Consider the following 18,750-nt stretch of genomic DNA (forward strand, 5'->3'; position numbering starts at 1 on the left):
GTTACAAGGAACAGATTGCAGAAAATTGAATAGCTTTGCCTATTATACACGGTGCGCGGCAAAAATGCCGCACGACAACGGCTTATTGCGCCTTAAAGGCGTGTAAACGGTTGGTCGCTTTGGTGAGACCATCCTTTAACCAGATTTCCGTACAGCGCGCCGCTTCGTCGACGGCATCATCAATCAGTTTCTGCTCGCTGGCCGGCGGTTTGCCGAGCACAAAGCCGACAACCTTGTTTTTATCGCCCGGATGGCCGATCCCGACGCGTAAGCGGTGAAAGTTCGGGTTATTGCCGAGCTTGCTGATGATGTCCTTCAGGCCGTTGTGGCCGCCATGGCCGCCGCCAAGCTTAAATTTCGCCACGCCCGGCGGCAAATCCAGCTCATCATGGGCAACCAGAATTTCGTCCGGGTTGATGCGATAAAAGGTTGCCATCGCGGCCACGGCTTTACCGCTAAGGTTCATAAAGGTGGTGGGCACCAGCAGGCGAACATCCTCGCCCGCCAGGTTGATGCGCGAGGTGTAGCCGAAGAATTTGCTCTCTTCGCGCAGCGGCGCGCGATGGCGATCCGCCAGTAAATCCACATACCAGGCGCCAGCGTTGTGCCGGGTGGCGGCATATTCCGCACCGGGGTTGGCCAGGCCGACAATCAGTTTAATGGTCACGTTTTCTATCCTGCATGGGGCATTCTCTGCCGCGTAGTGTACTGTCTGCGGGCGCGCTTGACAAAATTCTGGCTATAAGACAATACCGGCATTGATGATTTACTCACTAAATCATTAGAATTTGATATGGTTCATAGACTTATTTGTAAATTTTTGTCTATTCGCTGTTCACTAATGTGATCGTGGGCGCACTCCGCAGAAGAGACCTTGTCTATACTACACCTATAAGATTTGGGGACATTCCCTGGCAACCCAAAGTCCGGAGGTGACACATGAAACGCAAAAACGCTTCGTTACTCGGTAACGTACTCATGGGGTTAGGGTTGGTGGTGATGGTTGTGGGGGTGGGTTACTCCATTCTGAACCAGCTTCCGCAGCTTAACCTGCCACAATTCTTTGCGCATGGCGCTATCTTAAGCATCTTCGTCGGTGCTGTGCTCTGGCTGGCCGGAGCCCGTATTGGCGGCCACGAGCAGGTCAGCGACCGCTACTGGTGGGTGCGCCACTACGATAAACGCTGCCGTCGTAACCAGCATCGTCACAGCTAACCGCAACCGCATTTTCCGCATCGGCCTTCCGCGGCCGATGCGTTTTTCTCTGACTCTCGTTATCGCTTCTTCTTTTTCCCGCCATATGACGACCCCCATTCCGACCTGAGCTTCGTGATGCTATGGTTGCCGCCAAAAGTGAATATTAAGCGCGTTTTATGCTTGACCCTGACGTTACGTCAGGCAGCAGAGTAGCGGACCTGGCCACAGAGAGGAGCAGTCATGTTAATTCAGGTGGGAGAGCTGGCGAAGCGCGCCGGACTGACGGTGCGTACGCTGCATCATTATGAACAGACGGGGCTGTTAACGCCTTCGGCCAGAAGCGAGGCGGGCTATCGGCTCTATAACCTGTCAGCGGTTCAGCGCCTGCATATGATAAAGGCGCTGGCGCAGACCGGGCTGACGCTCGCCACCATCAAGGACTATCTCGATCGGCAAACGCTGTCGCTGCCTGAGCTGCTGACGCAGCAGATAGAGACGCTGAATGACCAACTGCGTGATGTCGCCAGGCTGCGCGACCGGCTGTTGGCGCTGCGCGAGGCGCTGGCGAGCGGCAATGAACCCGATCTGGAGTCCTGGCTACAGACGCTGGAGTTAATGAAAATGTACGATCGTTGGTTTAGTCAACAGGAGTTAGCCGCGCTGCCGTTTGCGGCACAGGATGAACAGCGCGCCCAAGCGTGGCGCGAGCTAACGGAGGAGGTGCAGACGCTGATGGCGAGCGGCTGCCCGACGGACAGTCCGCAGGCGATGAGTCTGGCGACGCGCTGGATGGAGCGCCTGGAGCAGGATACAGCAGGGCGCCCGGAGTTTCTGACCCGCCTGAACGCGATGCATGCCGCCGAGCCGCAAATGGTTGAACAGACCGGCGTCACGCCGGCCATCATCGCCTTTATCACCGAAGCCTTTGCCGAAAGCAAACTGGCCATCTGGGCGCGGTATCTCGACGATGAAGAGATGGCGTTCACCCGCCAGCACTATTTCGACCGGCTACAGGAGTGGCCAGCGCTGGTGGCGAAGCTGCATCAGGCATGTCGGGAGGGTATAGCGCCGGATTCAGCGTCGGGTCAGGCGCTGGCCCGGGCGTGGCTTGAGCTGTTTCAGTCCTACGCCGGTACCCGGCCGCAGACGTTGCAGAAGTTTCGTCGGGCAATGGAGCAGGAGCCGCATTTGATGAAGGGCACCTGGATGACGCCGGCGGTGCTGAGCTGGCTACAACAGGCGACGGGGGCGTTGATGCGGCAGGCGCAGGGGCCTGCCGCCGGGTGATCACAGGTCAGCCAGCGCGGCCTGACGATCGGGGTAGAAGCTCAGGCGGCCTGGCAGCGGCTTGACGCCGGCGCGCGCTAACGTGCGTAGCGGCTGAAACTCGAGGTTAGATACGCGCAATTCACAGCCTTCCGGCAGCTTGTTCACAAAGCGCTGGAAGGCATCCAGACCGCCGGCGTCGAGAACCGGCACGGCGTCCCACTTCAGCACCACGATGCGCTTGCCGGCGATCCGGGTCTCCAGATCGTTGAATAAACCTTCGGCGGCGGCAAAGAATAGCGGACCGATCACCCTCAGCACCAGCACATCGTCTGGCACTTCGACGTTGACCGGCGCCAGATGCGTCATGCGCGCGATACGGCGCATAAACAACAGCGAAGCCAGCACGATCCCGACGCTGATGGCGATCACCATATCAAACAGCACCGTCAGCGACATGCACATCAGCATCACCACGATGTCGTCCTTCGGCGCGTGGCGCAGCAGATTGATGACTTTATGCGCCTCACTCATGTTCCATGCCACCATCAGCAGCAGGGCGGCCATCGCCGACAGCGGCAGCCAGGAGAGCAGCGGGGCGAGGATCAGCAGCGCCATGATCACCAGCAGGGCGTGGATCACGGCGGCAACCGGCGATGTGGCGCCGGCGCGCACGTTCGCCGCCGAGCGGGCAATCGCCGCGGTGGCGGTGATTCCGCCGAAGAACGGCGCAACGATGTTGCCTAGCCCCTGGCCAATCAGCTCGCTGTTGGCTTTATGCTTGGTACCGGTCATACCGTCGAGCACCACCGCGCACAGCAGAGATTCAATCGCGCCGAGCATCGCCATGGAGAAGGCGGCAGGCAGCAGCGCCTGCAGCGAAGCCCAGCTCAGGGTAAAGCTGGAGCCCGGCATATCCCAGGGCAGCACCAGCTGCGGCAGCAGCTGCGGAATGCCGTTGCCCTGAGTGCCGTCCGCCAGCTGATAGTGAAACTGCGAGCCGATCGTCGCCACATCGCCGCCGAGCAAGTTGACTACCAGCATCACCGCGCAGCCGGCCAGCAGCGCGGGGAGGTGGCCCGGCAGACGGATACCCAGCCGCGGCCAGAAGATCAGGGTGCCGAGGGTGACGACGCCGATGGCGGCGTCCCCGACGTTAATGGTCGGCAGGGCCATCGCCAGCGCGGCCACTTTCTGCAGATAATGCTCCGGCACATGGGGCATCTGCAGGCCGAGAAAATCCTTAATCTGCATGGTACCGATAGTGATACCGATCCCGGAGGTGAAGCCGAGGGTGACCGACAGCGGGATATATTCGATCAGGCGGCCAAAGCGCGCCAGGCCGAAAAGAATTAAAAAGATCCCCGACATCAGCGTCGCCACCAGCAGCCCCGCCAGGCCGAACTGCTGGGAAACCGGATAGAGGATCACCACAAAGGCGGCGGTCGGGCCGGAAACGCTAAAGCGCGACCCGCCGGTTAAGGCGATCACAATCCCTGCCACCGCTGAGGTATAGAGGCCGTACTGCGGCGGCACACCGCTGCCAATCGCCAGCGCCATCGCCAGCGGAATCGCAATGATCCCGACGGTGATCCCGGCGATCAGGTCACGCGTGAAGCGGGCCGTGGTGTACTGTTCTTTCCAACAAGCGTCGATGAGGGCGCGGAAAGGCATCACATGTGAGGAAAATAATCTGTTCACAATAATGTTTCATCCATGAGCGCATCATCTGTCAACTAAATGGCAGGTGAAGGAGGCATTGATCATTTCCACGTCATCTTTCGGGATGCCTCTGTGTTGGCTGCGTTCATTTACCCCAGTCACGTACTGCCTGTACGCTCCCGGGGATTCATTCACTTGCCGCCTTGACGCATGCCGAATGATGTTGTGGAAGAATTAAAAATGCAGAGACAAAAAAACCCGCCGCAGCGGGTTTTTGTGCTCGGCTCGATTAATGTTCGAACATAGCAGAGATTGATTCTTCATTGCTGATACGGCGAATAGCTTCAGCCAGCATACCGGAGAGCGTCAGAGTACGCACTTTATCCAGCGCTTTAATTTCTGGTGCCAGCGGAATGGTATCGCAGACGACAAATTCATCGATCACAGAGTTTTTGATGTTCTGGATTGCGTTGCCGGAGAAGATTGGGTGCGTCGCGTAAGCGAATACGCGTTTCGCGCCGCGCTCTTTCAGCGCTTCTGCCGCTTTACACAGGGTGCCGCCGGTGTCGATCATATCGTCGACCATCACGCAGTCACGACCAGCGACGTCGCCGATGATATGCATCACCTGGGAGACGTTGGCGCGCGGACGACGCTTGTCGATGATGGCCATATCGGTATCGTTCAGCAGTTTAGCGATAGCGCGAGCACGAACTACGCCGCCGATGTCTGGAGAAACCACGATCGGGTTGTCCAGGTTCAGCTGCAGCATATCTTCCAGCAGGATTGGGCTGCCGAACACGTTATCAACTGGCACATCGAAGAAGCCCTGGATCTGTTCTGCGTGCAGGTCAACGGTCAGCACGCGGTCAACGCCGACGCTGGACAGGAAATCCGCCACCACTTTCGCGGTGATTGGCACACGAGCAGAACGAACACGACGGTCCTGACGAGCATAACCGAAGTAAGGGATAACGGCGGTGATACGACCTGCCGAAGCACGACGCAGAGCATCAACCATAACAACCAGTTCCATCAGGTTGTCATTGGTGGGAGCACAAGTGGACTGGATGATGAAAATATCACCACCGCGTACGTTTTCATTGATTTGTACGCTGACTTCGCCGTCGCTAAAACGACCTACAGCGGCGTCGCCAAGAGAAGTGTACAGGCGGTTGGCAATACGTTGTGCTAGTTCCGGGGTGGCGTTACCAGCAAAAAGCTTCATATCAGGCACGAGAAGAACCTCAGGCATGCGTCCAGTGGTGGATGAATGGGCCAATAATGTGCGGGCTGGCGCCATTCGATCCAGTCGGTGTATTTAAAGAGCACGATGCAACGTCTGGAACAGGGTGACGTTGTCACCGTAACTCAATTTCCCCGGCTGACTCATGATCGTTGCGCCATCACAGCGCAGGAATCAGAGCAGGGCCTGCTTGAGCGGCGAAAGATTGACTCCGCGCGCCACAAAGCCATTTAGCCATGCCGGGGCAGTGTCCAGCACCTGACGGGCAGCGGATTCGGTGTTAAATTCAGCAAACACACAGGCCCCTGTGCCGGTCAGGCGTGACGGCGCATATTCTAACAGCCAGGAAAGCGCGGCATCAACCTCGCGAAAACGTTTTCTTGCGATAAGCTCGCAATCGTTGCTGAATTCACAATTTAATAACGTATTAATTGACCGGCGCGGGGTATTTCGTGGTAGCTCCGGGTCGCGAAAAATGATCGGCGTCGGAATACTGACGCCTGGATGAGCCACCAGGTACCATTTTTCCTCGGGCTCCACCGGCGTGAGAATTTCACCCACTCCCTCGGCAAAGGCGGCATGGCCGCGCACGAAGACCGGCACATCGGCCCCCAGCTGCAGACCAAGGGTCGCTAGCTCATCTTCCGAAAGCCCGCAGCCCCAGAGATGGTTAAGCGCCACCAGCACGGTGGCGGCATTGGACGAGCCGCCCCCCAGGCCGCCGCCCATCGGCAGGCGTTTATCGATACTGATATCGGCGCCGCTGCCCGCCGGCAGGCGGCCGCTTTCGCCGGCGGCGCTCATCAACAGACGCGCGGCGCGAATAATCAGATTTTCTTCATCCGGTACACCGGCCACCGGCGTCAGCAGACGCAGTTCGCCGTCAGCGCGCGGTTCGATGGTCAGCGTATCGCCATAGTCGAGGAACTGAAACAGCGTCTGCAGGGTGTGGTAACCATCGGCCCGCTGGCCGGTGATATATAAGAACAGATTCAGTTTTGCAGGTGAGGGCCAGCGGCTCATCATTTCACGATCCAGTTATCCATCTTCAGCTTGATGCGCTGGGCGCCATTGTTTAGCTCGACATTAGACGGCAGGGCTGGCTGGGTATCGGTGGTGTAGCCGCCGTAGGTGACGTGCCAGGTTTTGCCGTTTTGCGTGTAGTTCAGTTCGCGCAGACGGTACCGATCGTCCAGCGAATAGTCGGTGGCGTCACCCGGCAGGCCGATGATCCACTGGCGCAGGCTGTTCAGCGGGATCGGCATCCCGGTCAGGCGGCCAATCATCTCTTCGGCATCGGTGGCGGTATAGGTCTGGCCTTTGTTGTCGATCAGCTGCACGCTGCCCGGCTGGGCGGTCAGCGACAGCTCGGTGCTGCCCAGCGGGTTAGTTAGCAGCAGGCGATAGCGGTCCTGACCGGTTTGCTGCCAGAAGAAGCGGGCATAGACTTTTTGCTCGTCGGAGAGATAGGCAAACGCCCCGCGGGTCTGGAACTGGTTGAGGCTGCGAACAGCCTGCTGGTGCTGGCGCCACTGCGGCGAATCCGGGCTTTTGCCAGGCCCCTGGGGGGTATGAACAGAACAAGCGGTCAGGACGAGGCTGGCCAGCGGCAGCAGGCGGAACAGTCGATTCATAATGATGACAAATCCTTGATGTCTACAGTGAAATCCGGCGGCAGGGGAACAGCGGGCCGATTTGTGTAGCAGGTTACATTTATAACCCTTAATGCTAGCGTCGCCGGGCGATAGCGTCTACGTTCAAGTTGTCTGAAATCAAAAAATTAACCTTAATGGCGGTCTTGCTTTGGCTATTACTCCAAAAGGGGAGCCTCTCTTTTATTGATTACGCGCATCCTGTATGATGCACTCAGACTAACCTTAGCAACGCTGGTACTACTCCCTCACAATGACCCTTTTAGCTCTTGGCATCAATCACAAAACAGCTCCGGTCGCCCTGCGAGAACGCGTCACGTTTTCGCCGGAAACGCTCGATAAGGCGCTGGAGAGCTTGCTGGCTCAGCCGATGGTGCAGGGTGGGGTGGTGCTGTCGACCTGCAACCGCACAGAACTCTATCTCAGCGTCGAAGAGCAGGATAACCTGCAGGAAGCGCTGATCCGCTGGCTGTGCAATTACCACGGCCTCAATGAAGAAGACCTGCGTAAAAGCCTCTACTGGCACCAGGATAACGACGCCGTCAGCCATCTGATGCGCGTCGCCAGCGGCCTTGATTCGCTGGTGCTGGGCGAACCGCAGATCCTCGGTCAGGTGAAAAAAGCCTTCGCCGATTCCAGCCGCGGCCACCTCAACGTGAGCGAACTGGAGCGGATGTTCCAGAAATCGTTCTCGGTGGCCAAGCGCGTGCGTACCGAAACCGATATCGGCGCCAGCGCCGTTTCCGTCGCCTTCGCCGCCTGTACCCTGGCGCGGCAAATCTTTGAATCCTTGTCGAGCGTGACGGTGCTGCTGGTCGGCGCCGGTGAAACCATCGAACTGGTGGCGCGTCATCTTCGCGAACATCACGTGCGCAAAATGGTGATCGCCAACCGCACTCGTGAACGCGCCCAGGCGCTAGCGGAAGAAGTGGGCGCCGAGGTGATTGCCCTTAGCGATATCGACGAACGGCTGAAAGAGGCCGACATCATTATCAGCTCCACCGCTAGTCCGCTGCCGATCATCGGCAAAGGCATGGTGGAGCGCGCGCTCAAGGCGCGGCGTAACCAGCCGATGCTGCTGGTGGATATCGCCGTCCCGCGCGACGTCGAACCGGAGGTCGGTAAACTGGCTAACGCCTACCTCTATAGCGTCGACGATCTGCAAAACATCATTCAGCATAACCTGGCGCAGCGTAAGGCCGCGGCGGTGCAGGCGGAATCGATCGTCGAGCAGGAGACCAGCGAATTTATGGCCTGGCTGCGCGCGCAGAGCGCCAGCGAGACCATTCGTGAGTACCGTTCGCAGTCTGAGCAGGTCCGTGAGGAGCTGACGGCGAAGGCGCTGGCCGCGCTGGAGCAGGGCGGCGATGCCCAGGAAATTATGCAGGATCTGGCGCGTAAGCTCACCAACCGCCTGATCCACGCGCCAACCAAATCTCTTCAGCAGGCCGCCCGTGACGGGGACGACGAACGCCTGCATATTCTGCGCAACAGCCTCGGGCTGGAATAGCGCACCTTTCTCTTATTTTCAGGACAGGGTGAATTCACGCCTATGAAGTCTTCTATTGTTGCCAAACTGGAAGCGTTGTACGAGCGCCACGAAGAAGTGCAGGCGCTGCTCGGCGATGCCGCGACGATTGCCGATCAGGATAAATTCCGCGCGCTGTCGCGGGAGTATGCTCAACTGAGCGATGTGGCGCGCTGCTATACCGACTGGCGTCAGGTGCAGGAGGATATTGAAACCGCACAGATGATGCTCGACGATCCGGAAATGCGCGAAATGGCGCAGGAAGAGCTGCGGGACGCCAAAGATAAAGGCGAACAGCTGGAGCAACAGCTGCAGGTCCTGCTCCTGCCGAAAGATCCCGATGACGAGCGTAACGCCTTCGTGGAAGTACGCGCCGGGACCGGCGGCGACGAAGCGGCGCTGTTTGCCGGCGATCTGTTCCGCATGTACACCCGTTACGCGGAATCGCGCCGCTGGCAGGTGGAGATCCTCAGCGCCAACGAAGGTGAACACGGCGGCTTTAAAGAGGTGATCGCCAAGATCAGCGGCGACGGCGTCTACGGCCGGCTCAAATTTGAATCCGGCGGTCATCGTGTGCAGCGCGTGCCGGCCACCGAGTCGCAGGGGCGTATCCACACCTCCGCCTGTACGGTGGCGGTGATGCCGGAGCTGCCGGAGGCGGAAATGCCGGATATCAACCCGGCGGATCTGCGCATCGATACCTTCCGCTCCTCCGGCGCGGGCGGGCAGCACGTTAACACCACCGACTCGGCGATCCGTATTACCCACCTGCCCACCGGCATCGTGGTGGAGTGTCAGGACGAACGTTCTCAGCATAAAAACAAAGCCAAGGCGCTGTCGGTGCTCGGGGCGCGGATCCGCGCCGCCGAAGTAGCCAAGCGTCAGCAGGCGGAAGCCTCCACGCGCCGCAACCTGCTGGGCAGCGGCGACCGCAGCGATCGCAACCGTACCTACAACTTCCCGCAGGGCCGCGTGACCGACCACCGCATCAACCTGACCCTTTACCGTCTGGATGAGGCGATGGAGGGCAAACTCGACATGCTGATTGAGCCGATTGTCCAGGAACACCAGGCCGATCAGCTGGCGGCGCTGTCCGAGCAGGAATGATGACCTTTCAGGCCTGGCTGCAGCAGGCAATCGCCCGCCTGGCGGAGAGCGACAGTCCGCGACGCGACGCCGAGATCCTGCTGGGACACGTCACCGGCCGGGCGCGCACCTGGATCCTGGCCTTCGGCGAAACGACGCTCTCCGCTGACGAGGCGACGACGCTGGAGGCGCTCCTGCAGCGACGCCAGCGCGGAGAGCCCATCGCCCATCTGGTCGGGCAGCGGGAGTTCTGGTCGCTGCCGCTGTTTGTCTCCCCGGCGACGCTGATCCCCCGCCCGGATACCGAATGTCTGGTAGAGCAGGCGCTGGCGCGTCTGCCCGTCGCGCCGTGCCGTATTCTCGACCTCGGCACCGGGACCGGCGCCATTGCCCTGGCGCTGGCCAGCGAGCGTCCGGACTGTGAGATCACCGCGGTGGACGTCATGCCGGACGCCGTGGCGCTGGCGTTGCGTAATGCCGCCCATCTGGGCATCGCTAACGTGACGATACGGCAAAGCGACTGGTTTGCCGCGCTGGCCGGGCAGCGTTTCGCCATGATCGTCAGCAATCCCCCCTATATCGACGCTGCAGACCCGCATCTCGCCGAGGGCGATGTGCGCTTTGAGCCGCTAACGGCGCTGGTGGCGGGCGATGAGGGGCTGGCCGATCTGGCGCAGATTATCCGCGAGGGGCGGCAGTATCTGCAGCCCGGCGGCTGGATGCTGCTGGAGCATGGCTGGACCCAGGGCGAAGCGGTGCGCGCGCTGTTCCGCGAAGCGGGCTATCTGGACGTCGCGACCTGTCGCGACTATGGCGACAATGAGCGTCTGACCCTCGGACGTTTACCCGACATGGAGAACGTTGGCTGATGAACTTATTCACGGCTGTCCTCTATCTGCACATCGCCAGCGTGGTGGTGTCGGTAGGATTGTTCGTTTTACGTTACTGGTGGATGTATCACCAGAGCCCGCTGCTGAACCAGCGGTGGGTGCGAATTGCGCCGCACTGCAGCGATACGCTGCTGTTTCTCAGCGGTGCGGGATTAATGGCGATAACGCACTACCTGCCGTTCACAGAAGACGTCGCATGGCTGACTGAAAAGCTGTTTGGCGTTATCATTTATATCGCATTAGGTTTTATCGCGCTGGGCCGTCGTCGTCCGCGCAGCCAGCAGAGCCGCTTTATCGCGTTCCTGCTGGCGCTGGTGGTGTTGTTTATCATCATTCAACTCGCCATCACAAGAATACCGATACTGGGGTAGGTCATGGGGTCATTAGCGGATTTCGAATTTAACAAAGCGCCATTGTGTGATGGCATGGTCCTCATTTCTGAACAGGTTCGCGACGATTTTCCGACGCGTTTTGTCGAGGAAGAGCTGCAGCGGCTGCTGCGCCTCGCGCAGGAGGAGATTGCGCCTTCGTGGGACCAGGAACGCCAGATAGAACGCCTGCTGGCGCTGTTTTACGAGGAGTGGGGCTTTGGCGCCTCGCAGGGCGTTTATCGTCTTTCCGACGCGCTTTGGCTGGATAAAGTGCTGGTCAACCGTCAGGGGAGCGCGGTGTCGTTAGGCGCGATCCTGCTGTGGATCGCCCAGCGTCTGGGGCTGCCGGTGGTGCCGGTGATCTTCCCGACCCAGATGCTGCTGCGCGCGGACCCGGAAACCAGCGAAGAGATGTGGCTGATTAATCCGTTCAATGGCGAAACCCTCGACGAACATACTCTGGAGGTATGGCTGAAGGGCAACATCGGGCCGGTGGCGGAACTGTTTAATGAAGATCTCGACGAAGCGGATAACGCCGAGGTGATCCGCAAGCTGCTGGACACCCTGAAGTCGGCGCTGATGGAAGAGCGGCAGATGGAGCTGGCCCTGCGCGCCAGCGAAGCGCTGCTGCAGTTTAACCCGGAAGACCCGTATGAGATCCGCGACCGCGGGCTGATATATGCCCAGCTGGATTGCGATCACGTGGCGCTGCTGGACCTGAGCTATTTTGTCGAGCAATGTCCGGAGGATCCGATTAGCGAGATGATCCGCGCACAAATCAACACGATTTCGCACAAACAAATTACATTGCATTAGTCTGGAACCATTCCGGTTACACCCTGATAAGGCGAACTTATGAAACAAAAAGTGGTTAGCATTGGTGATATCAACGTAGCGAACGACCTGCCGTTCGTGCTGTTCGGCGGGATGAACGTGCTGGAGTCACGCGACCTGGCGATGCGTATCTGCGAACATTACGTCACCGTTACGCAGAAGCTCGGCATCCCCTACGTCTTCAAAGCCTCCTTTGATAAAGCCAACCGTTCCTCCATCCACTCCTATCGTGGGCCGGGTCTGGAAGAAGGGATGAAGATTTTTCAGGAGCTGAAGCAGACCTTTGGCGTGAAAATCATCACCGACGTTCATGAAGCCAGCCAGGCGCAGCCGGTGGCTGACGTCGTGGACGTGATCCAGCTTCCCGCCTTCCTCGCGCGCCAGACGGACCTGGTGGAAGCGATGGCCAAAACCGGGGCGGTGATCAACGTCAAGAAACCGCAGTTCGTCAGCCCGGGCCAGATGGGCAACATCCTCGATAAGTTCATCGAGGGTGGTAACGACAAAGTGATCCTCTGCGACCGCGGCGCTAACTTCGGTTACGACAACCTGGTCGTGGATATGCTTGGCTTCGGCGTGATGAAGAAAGCCTCCAACAACTCACCGGTTATCTTCGACGTCACCCACGCGCTGCAGTGCCGCGACCCGTTTGGCGCTGCCTCCGGCGGTCGCCGTGCGCAGGTGAGCGAGCTGGCCCGCGCCGGTATGGCGGTAGGTATCGCCGGTCTGTTTATCGAAGCGCATCCGGATCCGGACCACGCGAAATGCGACGGCCCTTCCGCGCTGCCGCTGGATAAACTGGAGCCGTTCCTCAAGCAGATGAAAGCGATTGACGATCTGGTGAAAAGCTTCGACGAGCTGGATACCAGCAAGTAAGCCTGACCTCATCAGTTAAAAAGCCTGCCGGCGTCAAAACCGGCAGGCTTTTTTTTCGCCCGGACTCCGCCGGGCGGGGAAGCGAGGTCAGGCGAAAATGGTCATCAGGTAGGCGGCGAAAAGCGCCAGATGGGCCGCGCCGTTCAGCACATTGGTGCGTCCGGTGGAGAAGGAGATATGGCACAGCACCAGCGAGGCGACCATCACCACCATTTCCGGCGCGCCAAGGCCAAAGCGCAGCTCATTGCCGGTCAGGAAAGCGATGAGGGTGACTACCGGGACCGTCAGTGAGATGGTGGCCAGCACGGAGCCGAAGAACAGGTTCATCGCCCGCTGTACCTGATTGTTGAGCACCGCTTTGAGCGCGCCAAGGCCTTCCGGCGACAGGATCAGCAGGGCTACCAGGAAGCCGGTAAAGGCCACCGGGGCGTTCATGCTGGTCAACAGCGTTTCCAGCGGGTTGGCGTTCATTTTCGTGACGGCGATAACCGCCACCAGGTGCACCAGCAGCCAGGCGGTATGCCACCCGCTGCTGTGGGCGGACGGTTTACCGTGGTGCGGGTCGTCATCGTCGCCGTCGTCTTCATGCTCATAAACAAACAGACTCTGATGGGTTTTGGTCTGAATAAGCAGGAAAACACCGTACATGGCCGCCGAAATCACCGCCACCAGCAGCGATTGCCCGGTGCTAAAGTTCGCGCCCGGCAGCGCCATGGGAAACACCAGCACGATAATCGCCAGCGGAAACAGGGCGATAAGATACTGCTTAATGCCGAACAGATTCATATATTGGGTGGCGAATTTACGCCCGCCCAGCAGCAGGGAAAAACCGACCAGACCGCCGGTGACGATCATAATGATGGAGTAGAGCGTGTCACGCATCAGGGTCGGCGCGGCGTCGCCGGTGGCCATTAACGCCGAGATCAGACTGACCTCAAGGATAACCACCGACAGGCTCAGGATCAGGGAGCCATAGGGTTCGCCCAGGCGGTGGGCAAGAACGTCGGCGTGGCGGACCACGCTGAAGGCGCTGCTTAAAATACCGACCAGCGCGAGGATGTTAATCGCGATAACCACTGGCAGTGACTGGCTGCTGCCCCAGAAAAACAGCACCGCCAGCGCTAGCACCGGAAAGACGAGGGAGGACTCCTTATGGCGGGTTTTTACCGCCTCATGTGCATGGGTCATGAACCATCTCCATTTATGCAGGTGTTATAATTATAAAAACGCAGGGCGATAAAGTAACAGATTTTGCTAAATTGCCGCTGGATTTTTACTTAAGTTTACGGGTGTCGAGAGATATCTTGATTAGTTTATTATAATTTGCGATTACTCTATTTTTATTATTAATATTCAGATAATTACTAAAATTCATTTTTAACTCATCATCGGCTTGATAGCCTGCCGCCTGCGTTCCAGACTTAAACTTTATGCTCAAACAGGAGGCCATAATGCCCTATCACAGTAAACAAGAGCTACCCGACAGCGTTAAGCATGTTCTGCCTGCCCATGCGCAGGAAATTTATAAAGAAGCGTTTAACAGCGCCTGGGATCAATATAAGGATAAAGACGACCGGCGCGATGACGCCAGCCGCGAAGAGACGGCACACAAAGTCGCCTGGGCGGCGGTGAAGAACAGCTACGAGAAAGGCGATGACGATAAGTGGCATAAGAAAAAATAATTGCTGACGCCGCTTTTACGCTTGCCAGCGCCCCGCTGATTGCTTATTGAAAGATAAAGCTGGATAATATTTCAGCAATATTGACGGATGCATGAGACGAACGCCGGGAAGCGGGCAGTGGCGGAGGTAGTAAACAGTGTTAACTCGTGATTTCTTGATGAATGCGGATTGTAAGACAGCGTTTGGCGCTATTGAGGAATCGCTACTCTGGTCGGCAGAACAACGCGCAGCCTCGCTGGCGGCGACGCTGGCCTGCCGCCCGGATGATGGCTCAGTATGGATCTTTGGCTACGGTTCGCTTATCTGGAACCCGGCGCTCAATTATCGCGAGTCCTGCACCGGCACGCTGCCGGGCTGGCACCGCGCGTTTTGCCTGCGGTTGACCGCCGGGCGCGGAAGCGCCTGCCAGCCGGGACGCATGCTGGCTCTGAAAGAGGGCGGCCGGACTACCGGCGTCGCTTATCGTCTGCCGGACGACACGCTGGAAGAAGAGCTGACTCTGCTGTGGAAACGAGAGATGATCACCGGCTGCTATCTGCCCACCTGGTGCAAGCTGGAGCTGGACGACGGGCGAACGGTAAATGCTTTGGTGTTTATTATGGATCCGCGTCATCCGCTGTTTGAGCCGGATACCAGCGCCCAGGTCATCGCTCCGCTGATCGCCCGGGCCAGCGGGCCGCTCGGGACCAACGCCCAGTACCTGTTTTCGCTGGAACAGGCGTTAAGTAAGCTCGGGATGCACGACGCCAGTCTTGATGATCTGGTGGCCAGCGTCCGCGCGCTGTTGGGCGAGAGCCCGACGCCAGGCCTGGCCTGAGCGCGCGGAAAAGAAAAACGCCCGGCATGGCCGGGCGGGTGTTCTGTCAGTGACGGTCAGGCTGGCACGTAGCTGATGGAGTGCTCCAGTGACTGGCTGTGACTGTCGATAAGCACGTTCCAGGTGCCGCTGTAGGGCACCGTCAGATAGGCGCTGTCCCGATCCTGCACGCTCAGAATATCCGCATGGCTGTCGCCAGGGACCTTCGCGCTCATCAGATGAATATGGCAGCGCTCTGAGCACCGCACCACCAGCGTGTCACCGCCAAACAACGTCAAACTTGCTTTTACCATCGCCATTTTTGTACCCCGTTTCTGTCCTGCTACAGCATCCTGCCCACCCAGTCCTCGCGTGATATTGTTCACACTTTGCTCTGTGCATCACACCAAACGGCGCGGGTCGGGATGCTGATTTTGATCAAAAAAAGGGATAAAGATTAAACAAAAATGACGTTGTTCCTGAAAGCATTCAGCTAACGTTTTTTTCGCCTCTTCAGGTGGCGAAACCTGATATTTCCTGCCGTTCGGCACCCCAGATTCAGAAGGTCAGCACTTTATCTGCCGCCAGGGTCCACTGGGCCAGCTCAACGAGAGTGCCAACCTCCACCCCGTCAACCAACGGCAGTGCGCTGACCCCGCGGCCGTCCGCGCAGGTTTTGCACAGCTTCACGGGAACCTGCTGGGCGGTGAGGATCTCCAGCATCTGCTGCACATTATACCCTTCGGCCGGCTTCTGCCCGCGCAGCCCGGCGGTGACCGCGTCGGACATCAGAAACAGCTTGAGATCGAGGTCGGACTGCTGTTCGCGCAGGGCAATGGCCAGGCGCAGGCTGTTGAACAGGGATTCACTGCCGTAGGCGGCGCCGTTGGCGATAATCACAATACGTTGCATACAAACTCCTTCTTAAAGGCACGGTTATTGCTTTACCGCAGTATAAAGCGTTAACCCGGAGGAGGGGTATGAATAATACGACTGGTCACGCGGACGAGGCGACGGCCTGGCTGCAGCTGGCGCGCCGCCTGCAAAAACAACAGCTTCAGCAACTAGCCCGGCTGGGCGAGCTGGCAAGTCAGCTCAGCGCGCTGGTGCATATGCTGCAGTGCGAGCGCGGGGCGTCGAATATTTTTCTTTGCTCGGGCGGCCAGCTGTACGCGGCGGAGTGTCGGGCGGGTGGGGCGCTGGTTGATGAGCGGCTGGCCTTGTTCTATGCCGCCCTCGAACGGGCGCGCGCGGTCGCCGGCAGCGCGCTGTGCTGGCGCATCGCCCGGGCGGTAGGCGATCTGGCGCAGCTCCCGGCGCTGCGTGAGCAGGTCAGCCGCCGGCAGGTAGCCGCTGAAGCCGCGACGGAGCAGTTCAGCCGTATTATCCGCCATCTGCTGAATATCGTCCCGCAGCTCAATGACAGTATTGACGACCCGCCGGTAGCCGGGCGTATGGTCGCCCTGTACAGCTTTATGCAGGGAAAAGAGCTGGTGGGTCAGGAGCGCGCGCTGGGAGCATTGGGCTTTACCCGCGGCGAGTTCAGCGACAGCCTGCGCCAGCAGCTGGTGGACCGTATTGACGGTCAGCAGCCCTGCTTCGACAGCTTCCAGGCGCTGGGCAGCCCGGCGACCGTCCAGCTGTTTACTACCCAGTGTCAGGCCGGTCTGGACATAGAGCAGCTGCGGCGGATCGCCTGCACCCGCCAGCCGGCGGCAGACGGTGGGGAAACGGCGCTGCGCTGGTTCGGCCTGCAGACCCAGCGGCTTGAGCAGCTGCGCGAAGTGGAAGAGCAACTGATCGACGATCTGCTGGACGCCACCGACGCGCTGTTAGAAGACGACGCGCCTGGCTGGCTGGCCGGGGAGGAGAGCGACAGCGTGACGCCGCGGCTGGATAAACAGCTGCTGCCGCTGGTGCGCCAGCAGGCCTATGAGCTGCAGCAGCTCTCCAGCCAGCTGGCTTCGCTGAAAGACGCACTCGAGGAACGCAAGCTGATCGAAAAAGCGAAAAGCCTGCTGATGACACACCAGGGGATGCCGGAGGAGCAGGCCTGGCAGACGCTGCGCAAGATGGCCATGGACAAGAATCAGCGGATGGTTGAGATAGCCCGCGCGCTGCTGATGGTGAAGGCGATCTGGCCAGTAACTCCAAAGGAGTAGATGCACAACCGATGGGCATTTGCTGCCTGTCGGCGGTGCACTTTTGCCTGACAAACCGACCCGGGCGAAAGGAAAAGCCCGCCAGTGCGCCATTGCCAAAGCTGGCATCCCCTTTGCATTAGTTATAGTGAGTGAATAAAAGTCCGGGCGACGAACCAATGGCGGTTCGGGTGTCCGTGGATAAAGGCGTCCTGCAGTGCATATGCACTGTCGGGCGCTTTTTTTTTTGCGCGTGTGGAGCGGATATGAGCGATAAATTTTCAATTTCACGGCGGCGCTTGCTGCAGGCAGGGGCCGCGCTGGGCGGCGCGATGCTGCTGCCGGGCGTGATGCAGGCCGCATGGGCCGGCGGCTCGGACAGACCGGAGCAGACCACCGTGCGGGTCGGGTTTATTCCGCTGACCGACTGCGCGCCGCTGGCCATCGCTGCGGCGAAGGGGTTTGACAAAAAATATGGCATTAGCCTGGCGCCGAGTAAGGAGGCCAGCTGGGCGGCGGTGCGCGACAAACTGGTGGCCGGTGAACTGGACGCGGCGCATATTCTCTATGGCCTGCTGTACGGACTTGAACTGGGGATCGCCAGCAAGCCGCAGGCGATGGCCAATCTGATGACCCTCAACCGCAATGGTCAGGCCATCACCCTCTCCAGCGAACTGCAGGAGAAAGGGGTGATCGACCTCGGCGGTCTGAAGCGGCTGATCGACCGCAGCGCGCCGGGCAGCTACACCTTCGCCCATACCTTTCCCACCGGCACCCATGCTATGTGGCTCTACTACTGGCTGGCGAGCGCCGGCATCGATCCCTTTAACGATGTGCGCACCGTCGTGGTGCCGCCGCCGCAGATGGTGATGAACATGCGCATCGGCAATATGAGCGGCTTTTGCGTCGGCGAGCCGTGGAACGCCCGCGCCATAAACGACCGTATCGGCTTCACCGCGGCCACTTCCCAGGATATCTGGCCCGAGCATCCGGAAAAGGTGCTGGGCGCCCGTCGCGACTGGGTGGAACGCCAGCCGAACACCGCCCGCGCGCTGGTGGCGGCCCTGATGGAGGCGCAGCGCTGGATCGCCGCCTCGGCGGAGAACACCCGGGAGACGGCCCGCCTGCTCGCCAGACGCGGCTGGCTCAATACCAAGGAGCAATACCTCACCGGCCGGATGCTTGGGGAGTATGACAACGGCCTCGGCCGCCGCTGGCAGGATCCCCATCCGATGCGCTTTTACGCCGAGGGCGAGGTGAGCTTCCCCTGGCTGTCGGACGGGATGTGGTTCCTCACCCAGTTTCGTCGCTGGGGGCTGCTGAAACAGGCTCCGGATTATCTCGCGGTGGCGTCGCGCATTAATCGCATCGACGTCTGGCAGGCTGCCGCCCAGGCGGTAGGGGGGATCAGCGCGCCGGCAGCCACGATGCGCAGCAGCACACTGATGGACGGTACGGTCTGGAACGGGTCCGACCCGGAAGGCTACGCCCGCCATTTCGCTATTCAACGTAAGGGGGCATGA

20 protein-coding genes are annotated in these 18,750 nt (G+C 59.4%); 12 read left to right on the forward strand and 8 right to left on the reverse strand.

The genetic code is table 11. The annotated features are described in order from the left end of the window. Window positions 1-82: 82 nt before the first annotated feature. The gene (pth, locus tag ABLV76_RS01250; RefSeq protein WP_004180389.1) at window positions 83-667 is read right to left on the reverse strand and encodes an aminoacyl-tRNA hydrolase; all 585 of its coding nucleotides are present in this window, start codon (window positions 665-667) and stop codon (window positions 83-85) included. A gap of 272 nt (window positions 668-939) precedes the next feature. Between pth and ychH the strand changes: the two genes are divergently transcribed. Then, window positions 940-1,215, forward strand: coding sequence for a stress-induced protein YchH (ychH, locus tag ABLV76_RS01255; protein ID WP_002910437.1), 276 nt, complete (start codon window positions 940-942; stop codon window positions 1,213-1,215). A 222-nt stretch (window positions 1,216-1,437) separates the two neighbouring features. Beyond that, the gene (locus ABLV76_RS01260; RefSeq protein ID WP_023318571.1) at window positions 1,438-2,484 is read left to right on the forward strand and encodes a MerR family transcriptional regulator; all 1,047 of its coding nucleotides are present in this window, start codon (window positions 1,438-1,440) and stop codon (window positions 2,482-2,484) included. Here the strand turns inward: ABLV76_RS01260 and dauA are convergent, their stop codons facing one another. The 4 genes from dauA to lolB form a co-directional block, all read right to left on the reverse strand. Beyond that, window positions 2,485-4,164 carry a C4-dicarboxylic acid transporter DauA gene (dauA, locus tag ABLV76_RS01265; protein ID WP_004203219.1) on the reverse strand — a complete coding sequence of 560 codons (1,680 nt, stop codon included), beginning with the start codon at window positions 4,162-4,164 and terminating at the stop codon, window positions 2,485-2,487. A 250-nt stretch (window positions 4,165-4,414) separates the two neighbouring features. Then, complete coding sequence (prs, locus tag ABLV76_RS01270; RefSeq protein WP_002910407.1) at window positions 4,415-5,362, reverse strand: ribose-phosphate diphosphokinase; 948 nt, start codon at window positions 5,360-5,362, stop codon at window positions 4,415-4,417. A 183-nt stretch (window positions 5,363-5,545) separates the two neighbouring features. Next, on the reverse strand, window positions 5,546-6,394 hold the full coding sequence (gene ispE / locus ABLV76_RS01275; RefSeq protein WP_072500815.1) for a 4-(cytidine 5'-diphospho)-2-C-methyl-D-erythritol kinase: 849 nt from the start codon (window positions 6,392-6,394) through the stop codon (window positions 5,546-5,548). Continuing rightward, window positions 6,394-7,005: a lipoprotein insertase outer membrane protein LolB gene (gene lolB, locus ABLV76_RS01280; RefSeq protein ID WP_004203216.1), complete on the reverse strand. Its 612-nt coding sequence runs from the start codon at window positions 7,003-7,005 to the stop codon at window positions 6,394-6,396. The genes ispE and lolB overlap by 1 nt, the downstream gene beginning before the upstream one ends. Window positions 7,006-7,276: 271 nt before the next feature. On the opposite strand from lolB, the gene hemA reads away from it, so the two are divergent. The 6 genes from hemA to kdsA are packed head-to-tail and all read left to right on the forward strand — an operon-like array spanning window position 7,277 to window position 12,608. After that, window positions 7,277-8,533 (forward strand): glutamyl-tRNA reductase, encoded by a 1,257-nt coding sequence (gene hemA / locus ABLV76_RS01285; protein WP_002910404.1) that lies wholly within the window; start codon window positions 7,277-7,279, stop codon window positions 8,531-8,533. 42 nt (window positions 8,534-8,575) lie between these two features. After that, entirely contained in the window at window positions 8,576-9,658 is a 1,083-nt protein-coding gene (prfA, locus tag ABLV76_RS01290) for a peptide chain release factor 1 (protein WP_004203214.1), read from the forward strand. Further along, a complete protein-coding gene (gene prmC / locus ABLV76_RS01295) occupies window positions 9,658-10,506 on the forward strand; it encodes a peptide chain release factor N(5)-glutamine methyltransferase (protein ID WP_017899848.1) in 849 nt (282 codons plus the stop codon). The genes prfA and prmC overlap by 1 nt, the downstream gene beginning before the upstream one ends. Beyond that, complete coding sequence (gene sirB2, locus ABLV76_RS01300) at window positions 10,506-10,898, forward strand: invasion regulator SirB2 (RefSeq protein ID WP_348878138.1); 393 nt, start codon at window positions 10,506-10,508, stop codon at window positions 10,896-10,898. The genes prmC and sirB2 overlap by 1 nt, the downstream gene beginning before the upstream one ends. A 3-nt stretch (window positions 10,899-10,901) precedes the next feature. Then, window positions 10,902-11,714: an invasion regulator SirB1 gene (gene sirB1, locus ABLV76_RS01305; RefSeq protein ID WP_017899847.1), complete on the forward strand. Its 813-nt coding sequence runs from the start codon at window positions 10,902-10,904 to the stop codon at window positions 11,712-11,714. A 39-nt stretch (window positions 11,715-11,753) separates the two neighbouring features. Continuing rightward, a complete protein-coding gene (gene kdsA, locus ABLV76_RS01310; protein WP_062914093.1) occupies window positions 11,754-12,608 on the forward strand; it encodes a 3-deoxy-8-phosphooctulonate synthase in 855 nt (284 codons plus the stop codon). 87 nt (window positions 12,609-12,695) lie between these two features. Here kdsA and chaA read toward each other — a convergent pair whose 3' ends face one another. After that, the gene (chaA, locus tag ABLV76_RS01315) at window positions 12,696-13,796 is read right to left on the reverse strand and encodes a sodium-potassium/proton antiporter ChaA (protein WP_004203207.1); all 1,101 of its coding nucleotides are present in this window, start codon (window positions 13,794-13,796) and stop codon (window positions 12,696-12,698) included. A 263-nt stretch (window positions 13,797-14,059) separates the two neighbouring features. Between chaA and chaB the strand changes: the two genes are divergently transcribed. Both chaB and ABLV76_RS01325 read left to right on the forward strand, forming a co-directional pair. Further along, a complete protein-coding gene (gene chaB / locus ABLV76_RS01320) occupies window positions 14,060-14,290 on the forward strand; it encodes a putative cation transport regulator ChaB (protein ID WP_004203206.1) in 231 nt (76 codons plus the stop codon). A gap of 136 nt (window positions 14,291-14,426) precedes the next feature. Continuing rightward, entirely contained in the window at window positions 14,427-15,107 is a 681-nt protein-coding gene (locus ABLV76_RS01325) for a gamma-glutamylcyclotransferase (RefSeq protein WP_004203203.1), read from the forward strand. Between the two features lie 56 nt (window positions 15,108-15,163). Here the strand turns inward: ABLV76_RS01325 and ABLV76_RS01330 are convergent, their stop codons facing one another. After that, window positions 15,164-15,406, reverse strand: coding sequence for a DUF1883 domain-containing protein (locus ABLV76_RS01330; RefSeq protein ID WP_002910387.1), 243 nt, complete (start codon window positions 15,404-15,406; stop codon window positions 15,164-15,166). A 238-nt stretch (window positions 15,407-15,644) separates the two neighbouring features. Beyond that, a complete protein-coding gene (locus ABLV76_RS01335) occupies window positions 15,645-15,998 on the reverse strand; it encodes a DsrE/DsrF/TusD sulfur relay family protein (protein ID WP_002910380.1) in 354 nt (117 codons plus the stop codon). A 68-nt stretch (window positions 15,999-16,066) separates the two neighbouring features. On the opposite strand from ABLV76_RS01335, the gene nasR reads away from it, so the two are divergent. Together nasR and ABLV76_RS01345 are read left to right on the forward strand one after the other, a co-directional pair. Continuing rightward, window positions 16,067-17,248 carry a nitrate regulatory protein NasR gene (nasR, locus tag ABLV76_RS01340; RefSeq protein ID WP_043520499.1) on the forward strand — a complete coding sequence of 394 codons (1,182 nt, stop codon included), beginning with the start codon at window positions 16,067-16,069 and terminating at the stop codon, window positions 17,246-17,248. A gap of 245 nt (window positions 17,249-17,493) precedes the next feature. Continuing rightward, window positions 17,494-18,750: a CmpA/NrtA family ABC transporter substrate-binding protein gene (locus tag ABLV76_RS01345; protein WP_348878139.1), complete on the forward strand. Its 1,257-nt coding sequence runs from the start codon at window positions 17,494-17,496 to the stop codon at window positions 18,748-18,750.

The sequence above is a fragment of the Klebsiella sp. GB_Kp047 genome (genome assembly GCF_040065235.1).
Taxonomy (GTDB): Bacteria; Pseudomonadota; Gammaproteobacteria; order Enterobacterales; family Enterobacteriaceae; genus Klebsiella; species Klebsiella quasipneumoniae.

Coding starts and splice junctions, on each gene's coding strand:
- ychH (WP_002910437.1), top strand. CDS start 940: ATGAAACGCAAAAACGCTTCGTTACTCGGTAACGTACTCATGGGGTTA.
- ABLV76_RS01260 (WP_023318571.1), top strand. CDS start 1,438: ATGTTAATTCAGGTGGGAGAGCTGGCGAAGCGCGCCGGACTGACGGTG.
- ispE (WP_072500815.1), bottom strand. CDS start 6,394: ATGAGCCGCTGGCCCTCACCTGCAAAACTGAATCTGTTCTTATATATC.
- lolB (WP_004203216.1), bottom strand. CDS start 7,005: ATGAATCGACTGTTCCGCCTGCTGCCGCTGGCCAGCCTCGTCCTGACC.
- hemA (WP_002910404.1), top strand. CDS start 7,277: ATGACCCTTTTAGCTCTTGGCATCAATCACAAAACAGCTCCGGTCGCC.
- prfA (WP_004203214.1), top strand. CDS start 8,576: ATGAAGTCTTCTATTGTTGCCAAACTGGAAGCGTTGTACGAGCGCCAC.
- prmC (WP_017899848.1), top strand. CDS start 9,658: ATGACCTTTCAGGCCTGGCTGCAGCAGGCAATCGCCCGCCTGGCGGAG.
- sirB2 (WP_348878138.1), top strand. CDS start 10,506: ATGAACTTATTCACGGCTGTCCTCTATCTGCACATCGCCAGCGTGGTG.
- sirB1 (WP_017899847.1), top strand. CDS start 10,902: ATGGGGTCATTAGCGGATTTCGAATTTAACAAAGCGCCATTGTGTGAT.
- kdsA (WP_062914093.1), top strand. CDS start 11,754: ATGAAACAAAAAGTGGTTAGCATTGGTGATATCAACGTAGCGAACGAC.
- chaA (WP_004203207.1), bottom strand. CDS start 13,796: ATGACCCATGCACATGAGGCGGTAAAAACCCGCCATAAGGAGTCCTCC.
- chaB (WP_004203206.1), top strand. CDS start 14,060: ATGCCCTATCACAGTAAACAAGAGCTACCCGACAGCGTTAAGCATGTT.
- ABLV76_RS01330 (WP_002910387.1), bottom strand. CDS start 15,406: ATGGCGATGGTAAAAGCAAGTTTGACGTTGTTTGGCGGTGACACGCTG.
- ABLV76_RS01335 (WP_002910380.1), bottom strand. CDS start 15,998: ATGCAACGTATTGTGATTATCGCCAACGGCGCCGCCTACGGCAGTGAA.
- nasR (WP_043520499.1), top strand. CDS start 16,067: ATGAATAATACGACTGGTCACGCGGACGAGGCGACGGCCTGGCTGCAG.
- ABLV76_RS01345 (WP_348878139.1), top strand. CDS start 17,494: ATGAGCGATAAATTTTCAATTTCACGGCGGCGCTTGCTGCAGGCAGGG.